The following is a 13,765-nucleotide window of genomic DNA, read 5'->3' as shown; positions in this document are numbered from 1 at the left end:
TCATTGAGAGTAGAAGCCAAACCTCCCAAGTTGGCTCTTAGACAATGGATGATTATGTTGAGCACACCACTTCCAGCGATCTCGGCGCGGAAAACCCGCCGTTATGCCATTGCTTCAATGCGTGATCGTGAAGCGTTGGAATCGACTTCTCTCGGCGAACTGACAGCTTTCGTTGAAGGAGACGGCAAGCGTCTGCGTCTGGCGAATACATTTCCACTCGTTGCTGTTGCCGCTTCCGATGAGGGCGCAAAAGAACTCAATGGCGTCCTGCAGCAGCTTTACCGGATGCGCACCATTCCTGAAGTCCCCGTCGTGCGCGTTGATGAGGCGTCCCCTGAAACCATACCGCTTCTCGTATCGCAGCTGCTCGAAAACGGTCTCGACCGGCTTGTCGGCCATGTGAGCAAAGTGCATGCCGAACTTGCAATGCTGCGTCGTGAACGCGAAACGATGTTCGAAAACTATCGCGCTATCGAGGATGCCTTTCACGCCCGCAACTGGGATTCCTCTACAGAGATTTTCAGCCATGCGCCTTTGGTCGATCCAAAGGATGAAGGTTTTGCACGCTTGCTGCGTGAATCGGAAATAGAACAGCTCTTTCCAGTTTCAAGCTATGCCGTATCGGGCTTTGCTCTGCATTTCCGTGATATGCCTGCCAATCGCAACGGACAGCTGATCGTAACGCTCGATTATCTGGAGAATGGCGAAGGCATTGCCGAATGGCTCGTGCCTTATGCCACGCTTCATTCGGAATGGAATTTCTTCTCGCTGCCTAAGGCTTGCGATGGTAGCCACCGGACCCTGCGCCTGCGAATTTCCGCGACCGGCGGTGTGCCACCAGAACTCTCGTTGGGCAATGTGATTGCCAATGAACGCTATGCGGCTCGTGCCCGCATCCCGCATGGCGATCTCGATATGCGTCCGCTGGCACTTCGTATTTTTACGGGGCTTCCGGGCGTTCGGCCAGCATCATTGCCCAACGCAATTGTGCCGACATCGCTCATCAATGGCCGCAAGGTTGATGATTATCGCCTGCCGATTGAATTGCTGCGCAATGTCGCCAATGTTTCCGTTACCCCCCTGACGCCGGATTTCCCAACCGTGCGGTTTCTTGAACATGAGGATGCAATCGGCTGCCATCCACTTGAGGAAGGTATTACGGCCGCTGCCATCCGCCGGGTTGTTGCCCCCGGTACGGTCCGGATTTCAGCGCGTGCCGTGATCGACCACCCTGAGGGGCAGCCATGCGTGGCGGGTTTGCTGCTGGTCAATCTCGCTTCCGACGTGAAGGAAGAGATCGACGCGATCACCAATATGGACCGCCGGCGCGCCCAGGTCTTGTTCAGTGGCTGGTCGGAAGTGGCACCCAATCGTCCAATCGATATCAATTTCATGCTCGAAGAGCCGATTGATCGCACGATGGATCTGATCGTGCTCAGCAAGGCTGCAGGTGATTCAGTCGACTTTTCCTGGTTGAAGATTTTCAACTTCCGCCTGGTCAAGCACATCGAAGCCGCAAGCCCCGTTCAGGAATTAGCCAAAGAGGTTGCGAATGTACGATAGATCGAGAGATTTGATCGTCGTTGCCATGCCGCTTTATGGCCATGCGGCGCTTGCGCTGGAGGCGCTCGAAACCCTTCTTGCCTCGGAAACGGTTTTTCGTACCCAGATCGTCGTCTCCGTCGATGGGGATCCGCGTCGCGAAGTTTTCGACAGTCTGGCGCTTTATGCGGCAGCACATCCCAATATCCATGTCATTTTCGGAGAGAATGCCGGCCCCGGTGGCGCACGCAACCGCGCGGTCGATTATATTCTTGAAGAGATGCCGGATGTGAAGGCCGTCTATTTCGTCGATGCCGATAATCGGGTGCAACCGCAAACTATCGACACGCTTTATCGCAAGCTTCTGGCAAGCAATGCCGGTTGGGTTTACACCAATATCGACACGTTTTCAGTCAATTGGCGCTCGCATTATGGCGATAGCTATTCGCGGCTTATTCACTGCATTACTGACAATATCTGCGATACCGGCTCGATGATCTCAGCGGAAGTGTTTCGCAGCGGCGTGCGCTTTGACGACGACCGGCAGAACGGTTTTGAAGACTGGGAATTCTGGCTTTCGGCCATTGAAGCCGGTTTCGTCGGAACGCCATGCCATGATACCGGATTCGAATATCGCCTGCGGGCTGAGAGCCGCTTCAAGGAAGCCAATCGCGACCGCTCCGGCTCCATCAACTTTCTCCGCAAACGACATAAGGCGCTGTTTCGTCGCCCGACGCTTGTAGGTTTCGAGCATGAGGAATGTCCGCGCTATGGCGTGATCCGTGCAGGCGAGGGAACAGTCAGTCTTTTTACTGATCTTAGCCTTGGCACGACTGATCTTAAATTTGATGATGCCATCCGCGCATTTTGGGGTAGCGTTTCCGAGCCGGATAATTTTCACTTCCCGCCATTTCTTGCTTCATCCAACACCGAAACTTTGAAGCTTCTGGCGCGGTCGCGGTTGTTGCCAAACATCCTGTCTCGGCTTGAGAGGCTTTCTGAACAGGCGAATATCGTCTTTGTCGAACTGACCAATGTTGAAGACGAGCGGCGTATCGATACTGAAATCACGCCTTCCGGCACGCGCCAGCCCCATGCGGATCTGATTTTCGTCTCGACGAAACTGATCAAAGACATCATCGAAAACGATGCGCTGGATTGGTTTGCGTCATTGGGTACACAGCAATTGTGGCCCACCTCGGCGCGCATGAAAGTCCGCTTCCCATTTCCGCGCGTTCGTCAGCGCAGGGCGCTTTCCCGCCCCGAACAGTCGATGCTCAATCTGGTGACATCGATTGCGACAAGCCCGCTTAAACAAAGTGCCGCCATGCGCTGGACATGGCGTCCGCGTCGTCTGCCAGCGCTTTCAGAAATGTATCAGGTGTTACGCGATGAAATGGGCGGTGGACCAGTTCTGCCGCTTGCGCATAACACCGCAAGAAAGAAGACGGCTGCAGTGCTGGTGCCCAATGCCTCCTTTGGGGGAGCAGAGAAGGTGGCTTATGCGGCTGGTCGTGAGTTGAAGAACCAGGGATTTGAAACGCATCTGTTCGTGCTTGGCAATGAGCGCATGGATGTGCTCGACGAGTTCGATCAATCCTTCGACTATTTGCACTTCTGGAAAGACGGTATTCCGGCGTGGGGCGACACAAACCGCTTCCTTGGGCAGGATTTCATAACCGAGGATCATCCGCTTGATTGGGGCATCCTGCGCGGGCAACTCTCCGGTTTCGATCTCGTGGTCAACAATCACGTCATGGCAGCGCATCCATTAATGGGCAAGCTGCGTTCGGAAGGCACACGCACGGCCTGTTATTTGCATGTGGTGGACGAAACCGTCTTCCGCAGGCAAGCGGGCCAGCCCTATGCGGCGATTGCCTTCGAACACGCTTATGACGCCTTTCTCACCTGTTCAGATCAGTTGAAAATCTATCTGCACAGCTTTGGCGTGCCGTTTGAGAAAGTATTCTCGGTGCCTAATGGTGCGAGCTTCTCCATTGATTCAAAGCTGCGCGCGCAGGTAACAGCCGCGCGAAAACAGATACGGAAGGGTGAGCCGTTTCGGATGCTTTATATGGGCCGTCTTGATCGCCAAAAGGGGATCGACCGGTTACATGACGCAATCGTCAAGCTCAAAGAGCAGGGCATTGTGTTTGAAGCGCAAGCCATCGGTGGAGAAATCCTTTCCGACGATCCAAGTGCATCTTGGATGACGCGTCTCAAAGATGCGGGCGTGAAGGTCTCGCCACCGGTCTTCGACGGCAGAGATATCGCAAACCATCTCGCCTGGGCAGATGTGCTTTTGATGCCGTCGCGCTGGGAAGGCGCACCGCTGATGATTGCCGAAGCCCAGCAGCTCGGCTGTGTGCCGGTTGCAACTGCGGTGGGTGCTGTCGATGAGCTGATCAATCATGGTCGCGACGGCATCTTAATCCGCAATGGCAATGATGCGCAGATCGTGGCCGATATGACGCGCATTCTCACCATTCTTGCGCAGGATCGCGAAGCCCTGATGCGTACGGCTGAAGGCGCATTGGCGTCAGCCGCTCACCGCACCTGGGGCGCTGCTTTCTCCGAATTTACCGATTGGGCCAATGAAATAAGCCCGGTCTATCCGAAATCCCGGTCCTCCCAGCCGGACGTTGCTGACGATGCCAGCACGATTGCCGTTTTCCCCGGCCGTGCAGTTGCCTGATTATACCAGAAAGGTCGACCTATGAGCCGCCCAACCAACCCAAGAATTCTTGTCACCGGCATTCCGAGCCATCTGACACGTCTCATTGATCGCGCAGACAAAGCGCAGGTCTATTATTCGGAAAAGCAGAAGGATTCAGAATCCAGGGACAATTTTATCCAGGAACTGAAAAACATCTCCAATACCGGAAATTATCTGATCGGCGAGGGCGCAATGACGGCCCTTCTGCCGTCAGCCAAGCATATTCCGTTCTGGCATCTCTATAATTGCGTGAACAATGGAACAGGTGTCGAGGAGATCAACAAGGAGTTCGATATCTGCGTCTTCACTTGCGCAAACCTTCTGCGCAAAGGCCTGTCGGCAGATGCGGAAGCGCTGGTTTTATCCAAGCTCGATATGCCGGTGGTTATGCTGGGCATTGGTATCCAGAACCGCCCTGATATTGAAGGCGAAGACGGTTTGCCTGCTGGCACGAAGAAGCTTCTCGAAGTGCTTAAATCCCGCGAGCATTATTTCCTTACCCGCGGTGAAAATGCAGCCGGCTATCTTCGCGACCAAGGTTTTTCCTATGTGCGTCCGGTTGGTTGCCCGTCGCTTTATTTCCGTCCCGATAATATGCGCAAGGCCATTACGCGTCTGCCGCAGGTCAAAGTGGGTGAAGGCCGCACAGTTTTCACAGGCTATATGGGTGCAGAACTTGAAACCATCGGCGACATGAATGCGCTGAGTTCGGACGACGGTCGTTCAGCCTATGTGGTTCAGGATGAGCTTTTGCATTTCGATATGCAGCTTGAATCGGACGCCAATGGCCGTGCTTATGATTCAACGACTGGTGAGCTGGTGGGACCGCTGACCTACAAAGGCTCAAGCGATCTCAAGAAGAAGCTCAGCGTTCACGCTTTCCTTGACACCAATCAATGGCGTGCCTGGTGCTCGACGATGGACTTCTCATTCGGTCGTCGCTTCCACGGAAATATCATTTCCATGCAGGCGGGCGTACCAAGCCTTATGGTCGCCGTTGATGACCGTATGCGTGAAATGCTCAATTTCTCCGGTCTGCCAAAGATTGATGCCCGTGATCTCAATGCAGCCAACGACCGGCGCGCTTTCGTGAGTGATCATATCGCAGCAATGAACATCCCTGATGTGGTTGAAAAATACTCGGCTCGCGAACGCAATTTCCGAAGCGTGCTTTCAGACATCGGCATTGGGGCATCTCACGCCTAATCCAAATCCAGCAATTTTCTTTAATTTAAGCGAAGATGGATCACCATGCGCATAATGATTACCGGCATTCCGTCCTATTTGATGCGGACCGTCGAAAGCGTTTCGGGTGCAAGTGTTAAACACCGCCCTTATTTCGAGCCCATCCGCACCAAAAAAGATGTGATCGACCAGGTCAAAAAGATTGCCAATACTGGCAATTACCTCATTGGTGAAGGCGCTGCCAATGCCGTCCGCGGCCATGATGTGACTTATGTTCCGTTCTGGCATCTGGCCAACAGCCTCAATTCACCTGACACCTATGCAAAGCTCAATGAAAGCTTTGATCTTTGCCTGTTTGCGTCGGCAAATCTTTTGCGTCCCGGTTATGCCGCAACAACTGAATCCTTCGTCTTTGAAAAGCTGAACATGCCGATTGTCGTCATGGGCATCGGCATTCAGAAGAAGGAAAATCTGAAAGCCGAATTGCCGGAAGGCACGCGCCGGTTTTTGGAAATTCTGCGCCGCAAGGAAAGTTTCTTCCTCACACGCGGGCATTTTACGGAAGCGTTCCTGAAAGATGCGGGCATGAAATATGTCCGCCCGACCGGCTGCCCTTCGCTCTACTATCGACCAGAGCAGATGAAGCTATCGCTGAGCCGTCTTGCTGATCCGAGCCTTGCGGATGCGCAAAAAATCTCATTCGGCGGCTATCTCGGCAGTGTGGCCGATACGATTGTCGATGCCCATGCGCTGCTCGAAAAAGACAGTGTTGCAAGCTATGTCATTCAGGACGAGGTGATCGTCTATAATATGAACATCGCAGGCGAAGATCATGCGCAAGCTTTCGATGAGGCTGCAAGCCGCATCACCGCACCTGTCGACTACAAACACATGGAAAAGTGGCAGCGCAAAAACGAGCTGCTGGTGTTTTTCGATACGCATAAGTGGCGCAGCTGGATTTCCAGTCAGGATTTCGGTTTAAGCCGTCGTTTCCACGGCACGATCATCGGTATGCAGTCGGGTGTTCCGGGACTGATGATCGCGGTCGATGACCGAATGCGAGAAATGCTCGGCTTCGTCGGCTTTCCACATATTGATGCAAGCATCTGGAACCGTGAGCCGCAGAAGAAGGCCTATCTGCGCGACTTCCTTTCCAAGATCGATGTGCCTGCTGCCATCAATCGCTATTCGGAATGTGAAGCCAATTTCAACGGCGCACTCAAGGATATCGGGATAAGATGATGCCAAGCTGCAAGAGCATCGCGGGCAAAATGGTGGCGATGATAGCGCTTGTGGGCGCTTTGTCGTTGGCTCTCCAGCCTCAAAGTGCTCTTGCCGATACACGCTTCGGCGTCAACCGGGTCAATATGGCCTGGCTCAAGCCAGCAGAGCGTGAGCTGATTTTTGATCAGATGGTGGATAATGACGTGGTGGCAGTTCGGCTGTCCCTCACGCGACCGGTGGATCAGAGTATCGATGCGGTGCGTCTTGCTCATGAAAAAGGTTTGGCCATCCTGCTCGAAATCTCGCTCAATAACGCGGATTTCTATCCTGAAGGAACGAAGCCTCGTTCCGGTCGCGGGCGCATCTGGGATATGTATCGGCTTTCAGATATATCGCCGGATCGCTTTCAGCAGGCGATCGCAGATGCCTTGCAAAAGATTGATGCACTTGGGGTGCCACTGGTTGCTGTTGAACCCGGCAATGAGATCAATTGGGGTGCCTATAATGGCGATCTTGCCATTTTACCCAAGGAAAAGATGAAGACCGCACGTTCTTTGGATGAGATGGAAGAACTGCCTTTGGTCGAAAAGGGTGCAGAAAAATACGTCGATCTACTGCGCATTGTCAGGGCGGAGCTGGCAAAGACCAAGCACAGCGCCAAAGCAAAAGTTGTATCTGCGGGTTTGTCCGATATTCCTTTCATTGATGCCGACCGGCGCGGAATAGACAGCGTTGATCCAGCCGTCTTTACGGATCTTCTCAGGAAATATGGTCTCAATGATGTGGCCGACGGCTACGGCATTCACATTTATCCGGGCAGCAGCGGCTCACGGGCTGCGCGCGCGAAACACATCGCCAGTGCGCTGTCTTTCTGCGGTGGTGCCAATGGCAAGCCATGCTGGATCACAGAATGGGGTTTTGCGAATACCTCCAAAGCCTGCCCGGCCAATGATAACAACCGCGAACAGCTGGTTGAGAAGGCGCGCGATCGGTTTCGTCAGATGATGGATAGTGGCCAGATCGCAGCCGCTTATTATTTTGATTGGGATGCAAGCACTTACGGTGTGTGGCGTTGCGGTTCGCTGACGCCGGCAGGCCAAGCTGCAACGGTGACGAAATGAAGCTCAAGACTGTAATCATCGGTGGTTCAAACACCGTCATGCTGCCCGGCTATTTGCCAACCCTTCTGGGGACGATGGCAAAACGCGGCGTGGAGCTGGACATTGTTGCTGATCTTGCCGTGGGCGGCACCACGAGCGCGCTTGGCCTTTATCAGCTCAAGCAGTTTGAACAGCTCGAGGATTGCGAGCTGCTGCTGATCGAATATGCGATCAATGATGCCTTTGTTTACGGTGATGAACGGCGTCCGTTTCGCCATTGGGCACGATTTTACGAAGGGATCATTCGTTACGCGCTGGAACGCAATCCAAATCTGCGGGTCGCAACGCTTGTATTTGGCGCACGCAATGGCTCGTTCCTGAATTCTGTTCCTTCAATTGATGCAGGCATCAATTACATATCGCAATGGTATGGCACCATTTCTGTCGATGTTTCGCGGATGCTGATGCAGCAATATGGCCGTGATGTCGTAAGCAATCCGGCTTTCTATCTCGATCAGGGTCATTATGCGCGCCCTGTTTCAACGACCATTGTAGCCAACTTGATCGCTGATGTTCTCGAACCAGCTTTGTCTATGCAGCATCGCCCAAAAGCGCTGCCATTTGCTATTGATCCGGACCATTTCGCCAATGCACGCGCCCTGAGCGGCGAACAGCTTTGCAAGCGGTTAGGACGCGTGCCAATTCAATATAGCAACCGCCGCTTTTCAATTTCCGCGCTCGATCTTGGTGCAGACAGAATGCGCTTTGAGGTTGATAACGGCCAACTGCTCGCGCTTGGTTATGTTTGTGATCCCCGTATTCCACCGCTTGATGTAGCAATCGGCGAGGAGGTCCATCGCGCCGCCATGATGAAGGGTGGTGTGCGCGATGGAACCTATAAATTCCTCGTTTCGATGCTGAGCTTCGAGTTCCTGTACGGGACAAAATTGCTGGAAGCACGCGGGAATGTATCGCTTATCATGTCCGGTGCCGATGACGGCACCGAGCATAAGCTTCATGTTCCAAAAGACAGCACCCACCATGAAGCACTGCCTGCGGAACCAGTTCTGCCGATCACCGGCATTCTATTTTCAGGTAATCTCAAGACGATGACGCTTGAGAAAAAGACCCCTGCCATACCAATTATCGCAGAAGCCGCTCAGTAATTAAGTTCAGTAATTTGAAGATAAATAATTAGGCCGCCCGGTTTGATAATGCCAGGGCACAGTCTCTCCACGCACTTACCGCAGTTCCCTGCGTCACATTTTCTACAACAATATGCTTTCCATCGAATACACCGGATGCAATCCAGTGACGTGCTTCTCGCTGATATACATCGATCGTAATACCCAGCTGTTCTACTTTGGCTTCTGCCAGCATATATTTTGCTCCACGAATGATGAATCTTGGGCGAAGGTCGCAATATAGACCAAATCCACGACAATCCGATGTCACGTTTGTGCTACCGGATTGTGAATGGCACTTTCAGTGCAAAACAAACTTCCATTATGGAATATTGGTTCCCAGTTGAGGAAACAAACATTCAATAAAACGCGCAGCTGTCGGCTGCGGTTCATGATTTGCAAGGCCAGGACGCTCGTTCGCTTCGATGAACACATATTCTGGTGTTTCGGGTGACTTCACCATGAAATCAATGCCCACAACCGGAATATCAATAGCGCGTGCTGCCTTGCACGCAGCATCAACCAATGTCGGTTCCACGATAGTCGTTACATCGTGGATCGTGCCACCGGTATGAAGGTTGGCTGCTTTACGAACGGTAATTTCACGTCTGTCTGTAAGCACGTCATCTAGTATCAGACCTTGCTGCTCAAGACAACGCTTTGTCTCGGCATCAACCGGAATGCGGCTTTCACCGCCCGTTGCAGCCATACGGCGGCGTGATTGAACTTCGATGAGGCGTCTGATCGTTGATTTGCCGTCGCCGATCACGCGTGGTGGACGACGCACCGCGGCGGCAACCAGCTTGTAATCGATAATCACCAGTCGCAGATCTTCACCTTCAAAACAGGCTTCGAGCAACACCTGATTGCAAACCTCTCGCGCTTGCTTGATGGCGGCACGCAAGTCTTTCATCGTGGTGACACCGACAGAAATCCCGCGACCCTGTTCGCCGCGCGCGGGCTTCACAACAAGCTTCTGATGTTTGGCAAGAAAGGCTTCCAGCGTTTCATCATCTGCATCGGCTGCGATTTGCTCAGGCACGCTCAGACCGGCTTTTGCGACGGTGCGGCGGGTGACTGCCTTGTCGTCACAGATCGACATGGCGACACCGGATGTCATTTCAGACAGGCTTTCGCGGCAATGGATCGAGCGTCCGCCATGGGAGAGGCGGAAGAAGCCGCCTTCCGCATCGGTGATATCCACATGCACGCCGCGACGCAGCGCTTCGTCCACAATGAGACGGGCGTAAGGATTGAGCGCATCAAGGGAGTTGATCGGCTGGGCGAAAAATTTCTCATTGATCGCGTTTTTGCGTTTGATCGCAAAAAGCGGGACGCGACGAAACTTCAGCTTCTCGTAGAGGCGGATTGCATTGTCATTATCGTACAGCACCGACAGATCGACATGGTTGAGCCCACGCGCCTGAAAATGCTCGGCCAGTTTGCGAACCAGCTTCTCACCAATGCCGGGCTGGCGTGCCTGCGGATGCACTGCCAGACACCAGAGCGAACCGCCCTGATCAGGATCATTGAACAGGCGTTGGTGATTGATGCCGGTAACTGTTCCGACAATTTCGCCCGTCGCATCATCTTGCGCGACGAAATAGGTGACGGCACGGTTATCGCGTTCTGATGAGAAGAAATCAGCCCGCAACTGGACCATGCCACAGGCGGCATAGACCGCATTGATGCCATCCGCGTCAATTTCCGATACTGCGCGACGAATGGTGATGCCGCGTGTGCGACGCCCACCGGCGCGGTAATTGGACAGCTCAAGCCGGTAGGTGTGCGAGGGATCGAGAAAGATCTCCTGCGGTGCCTGCGATAGAAGCACATGCGGATCGCTGACATAAAACAGAATATCACGGCTTAAAGGAGCCTCAGCGCGCAATGCTTCGATGATCCCTTCATTGCTCTCGAACGTCTGTGCGAAAAGCAACCGCCCCCAACCGCAGTCGAGCACGATATTGCGGTTGGCAGAACGTTCATCTTCCTGCGCGTGACCGTGCAGATGCTCCTGATAAAAGCCCGCACTTTCGGGTGTGCGCAGTCGCGTGAGCCTGTGCGAGAAAGCATTTCTGCCCCTTGCTTTCTGCCGGGTCATTTCAACCTCACCTGTCTTTTTCATTTTGGGCCTCCCAACCTCATGCTTCCTGAGTTTGAAGCCACATTTCGAGCAGTCCGGCCTGCCAAAGCTCCGAGCCGCGCAAAGGGGTGATGTGTTCGGAAGGATTTGCGAACAACCGGTCGAGATAATCGCGCTGGAAAAGGCCGCGTTCGCGTGCCTTCTGCGATGACAAAGCATCGCGCAGCATGTCGAGATAGGGGCCAGCGATATATTTGAGCTGCGGCACCGGGAAGTAACCCTTCTTGCGGTCGATCACCTCGCTTGGCACGACCTTGCGGGCGACATCCTTCAGAATGCCCTTGCCGCCATCCCGCAGCTTTTCTTCTGGCGGCATACGCGCTGCAAGTTCCACAAGTTCATGGTCGAGAAACGGCACGCGGGCTTCCAACCCCCAGGCCATCGTCATGTTATCGACGCGTTTGACGGGGTCATCGACCAGCATGATATTGCTGTCGAGACGAAGTGCGCGGTCAACGGGTGTATCAGCACCATCGCGCAACAAATGCTCTTCGATGAGTTCGCGGCTATAGTCGCGATCTGTCATCCAGTCGGGCGACAGCTGAGTTTTAAGCACATCATGCGAGCGGTCACAGAATGCCTTGGCATAATCGCTGACCACATCATTGGAGTCGACAAGTGGCGGATACCAGTGATAGCCCGCAAAGACCTCATCGGCACCCTGACCGGATTGCACGACCTTGATATGTTTGGAAACTTCCTTCGACAGCAGATAAAAGCCGACATTGTCGTAGGAAACCATTGGTTCCGACATGGCGGCAATCGTACCGGGAAGCGCATCCATCAAATCAGAACTCGGCACAAAAATCTTGTGATGATCGGTGCCGAAATGTTTTGCAATCAGATCGGAATAGACGAACTCGTCGCCTTTTTCGCCGTTGGCTTCTTCAAAGCCGACCGAAAAGCTCATGAGGCCGGTCTGGCCTGCTTCGGCAAGAAGACCGACAATCAGGCTCGAATCCACACCACCTGACAGAAGAACGCCAACCGGCACGTCAGAAATCATGCGGCGTTTGACGGCAACGCGCAGCATGTCGAGGAGCTGTTCCTGCCAGTCTTCACGGCTGATAGTGCTGTCGCCAGCCAGACGGCTATGCGGCGGCTGCCAATAGATGCGATCACGAAATTCGCCATTGGCCTGATAAACACGGATCGTCGCCGCAGGCAGCTTGCGCACACCGTTATAGATGGTGCGCGGTGGTGGAACCACAGCGTGGAAGCTCATATAATTATGCAGTGCCGCGCGGTCGATTGAGGTATCGACACCGCCAGCCTTCACAAGTGCAGGCAGCGACGAGGCAAAGCGCAGCGCGCCGCTGACCTCTGCCAGATAAAGCGGTTTGATGCCAAAACGGTCGCGGGCAAAGATCAGTCTGCCGGTATCGCGCTCATGGATGGCAAAGGCGAACATGCCGTAAAAGCGGGAAACACATTCCTCGCCCCAGGCGTGCCATGCCTTGATGATGACTTCTGTGTCGCCATCAGAAAAGAAGCGGTAGCCCTTGGCTTCGAGCTCAGCGCGCAATTCGCGGAAATTGTAAATGCAGCCGTTGAAGACAACGCTTATGCCAAGATCGGCGTCGATCATGGGCTGCTGGGATTTCTCCGACAGATCAAGAATTCTCAATCGCCGGTGTCCAAAGCCGACATTGCCACGCACAACGATGCCAGAAGCGTCTGGCCCTCTGGGGGCAAGAATGTCTGCCATTTTCGAGATTGCCGAAACCGACGGTGTCGCACCGTCGAACCTGACTTCTCCGCAAATTCCACACATAAAAAGGGTCAAAACCTCCATGATCAAACACAACAAGCAAGGCCGTCGCATGAGTTATGGCGGCGGCCTGCATATTGGCTAATGCACGCACGCCGGGATGGTTCCGAAATTTCTGATTTTTATGCGCTTGGTGCTTTTTTCAGCTCTTTTTCTTTGGAAAGCATGTATTTTTCGGCGGAAATCATATGTTCCAGCGCGATTTTGCGGGCATCTTCGGCCCTGTTTTCCATCAGAGCTGTCAGAAGGCGATGCTGAAAAAGCAGACCTTCTTCGCGGGATGCGGGTGTCGGATCGGCATAGATTGAGCGGGCAACAGGCATGTTGCGCAGCAGATTATGCGTTAGACCACACATGAAGCCCAGGAGCCGGTCCGGGCAGAGTTGTGCGAGCTGTGTATGAAAATCCAGCTCTGCCACACGCTGCTGAAACTGGTCGTCCAGATTGGTCGGAGGGCGGTCGTAAAACCGCATTGTGCTCTCCAGTTTCGTAAGATCTTCATTGCTCAATCTGCCGGCAAGTGAGGCAGCGATCTCAGGCTCCAGCAGCTTGCGTAGGGAATAGATTTCCTGAAGGCTTGGCTGGTCAAAGAAGAAATAATTGCCGAGCATTTCCATCGCATGTTGCGCAGATGGTTCTGCAACGAAGACGCCGCCACCGGGGCCGGTGCGGGTGAAGAGCAGGCCTTGGGTTTCTAGCGCCTTCATCGCCTCGCGCACAGTACCTTTGGCCGCCTTGAACTGGTCGATCAGGTCTTTTTCCTGCGGCAGCCGATCACCGGGTTTGAGACGGTCCATCTGGATCACGTCTTTGATACGGTCAGCAATGACCTCAGGCCGCCGCTTTGATTTGGTCAGCGAAGCATTGTCCGATTTGCTGCGGCTGTTCCGGGCCATA

At 53.8% G+C, this 13,765-nt stretch carries 11 protein-coding genes; 7 read left to right on the top strand and 4 right to left on the bottom strand.

Features of this window, described 5'->3' with window-relative positions:
• Positions 1-54: 54 nt before the first annotated feature.
• From RT142_RS11930 to RT142_RS11905, 6 genes are read left to right on the top strand one after another with little or no spacing between them, the layout of a single operon-like run.
• Complete coding sequence (locus tag RT142_RS11930) at positions 55-1,563, top strand: DUF6212 domain-containing protein (RefSeq protein WP_079213257.1); 1,509 nt, start codon at positions 55-57, stop codon at positions 1,561-1,563.
• On the top strand, positions 1,553-4,237 hold the full coding sequence (locus RT142_RS11925) for a glycosyltransferase (RefSeq protein WP_313028754.1): 2,685 nt from the start codon (positions 1,553-1,555) through the stop codon (positions 4,235-4,237). The genes RT142_RS11930 and RT142_RS11925 overlap by 11 nt, the downstream gene beginning before the upstream one ends.
• Positions 4,238-4,258: 21 nt before the next feature.
• The gene (locus RT142_RS11920) at positions 4,259-5,464 is read left to right on the top strand and encodes a polysaccharide pyruvyl transferase family protein (RefSeq protein ID WP_079213255.1); all 1,206 of its coding nucleotides are present in this window, start codon (positions 4,259-4,261) and stop codon (positions 5,462-5,464) included.
• Positions 5,465-5,509: 45 nt separating this feature from the next.
• Positions 5,510-6,685 carry a polysaccharide pyruvyl transferase family protein gene (locus tag RT142_RS11915; protein WP_105519262.1) on the top strand — a complete coding sequence of 392 codons (1,176 nt, stop codon included), beginning with the start codon at positions 5,510-5,512 and terminating at the stop codon, positions 6,683-6,685.
• Positions 6,682-7,788 carry a glycoside hydrolase gene (locus tag RT142_RS11910; RefSeq protein WP_313028752.1) on the top strand — a complete coding sequence of 369 codons (1,107 nt, stop codon included), beginning with the start codon at positions 6,682-6,684 and terminating at the stop codon, positions 7,786-7,788. The genes RT142_RS11915 and RT142_RS11910 overlap by 4 nt, the downstream gene beginning before the upstream one ends.
• On the top strand, positions 7,785-8,933 hold the full coding sequence (locus tag RT142_RS11905) for an SGNH/GDSL hydrolase family protein (protein ID WP_200638134.1): 1,149 nt from the start codon (positions 7,785-7,787) through the stop codon (positions 8,931-8,933). Before RT142_RS11910 ends, RT142_RS11905 begins: the two co-directional genes overlap by 4 nt.
• Before the next feature lie 28 nt (positions 8,934-8,961).
• On the opposite strand, the gene RT142_RS11900 is transcribed toward RT142_RS11905, so the two are convergent.
• The 3 genes from RT142_RS11900 to RT142_RS11890 form a co-directional block, all read right to left on the bottom strand.
• Positions 8,962-9,147 (bottom strand): hypothetical protein, encoded by a 186-nt coding sequence (locus tag RT142_RS11900; RefSeq protein ID WP_007877280.1) that lies wholly within the window; start codon positions 9,145-9,147, stop codon positions 8,962-8,964.
• 126 nt (positions 9,148-9,273) lie between these two features.
• Entirely contained in the window at positions 9,274-11,079 is a 1,806-nt protein-coding gene (ngg, locus tag RT142_RS11895; RefSeq protein ID WP_007877278.1) for an N-acetylglutaminylglutamine synthetase, read from the bottom strand.
• A gap of 16 nt (positions 11,080-11,095) precedes the next feature.
• On the bottom strand, positions 11,096-12,871 hold the full coding sequence (locus tag RT142_RS11890) for an N-acetylglutaminylglutamine amidotransferase (protein ID WP_151563349.1): 1,776 nt from the start codon (positions 12,869-12,871) through the stop codon (positions 11,096-11,098).
• Between RT142_RS11890 and RT142_RS11885 the strand changes: the two genes are divergently transcribed.
• Positions 12,795-12,953: a hypothetical protein gene (locus RT142_RS11885; protein ID WP_162699591.1), complete on the top strand. Its 159-nt coding sequence runs from the start codon at positions 12,795-12,797 to the stop codon at positions 12,951-12,953. The genes RT142_RS11890 and RT142_RS11885 overlap by 77 nt on opposite strands.
• Before the next feature lie 37 nt (positions 12,954-12,990).
• On the opposite strand, the gene RT142_RS11880 is transcribed toward RT142_RS11885, so the two are convergent.
• Positions 12,991-13,764 carry a FadR/GntR family transcriptional regulator gene (locus RT142_RS11880; protein ID WP_200638136.1) on the bottom strand — a complete coding sequence of 258 codons (774 nt, stop codon included), beginning with the start codon at positions 13,762-13,764 and terminating at the stop codon, positions 12,991-12,993.
• Between the last annotated feature and the right edge of the window lies 1 nt (position 13,765).

The organism is Brucella sp., assembly GCF_032066345.1.
GTDB classification, from domain to species: Bacteria; Pseudomonadota; Alphaproteobacteria; order Rhizobiales; family Rhizobiaceae; genus Brucella; species Brucella pseudogrignonensis.
This window is presented reverse-complemented; position numbering and strand designations above follow the sequence as displayed.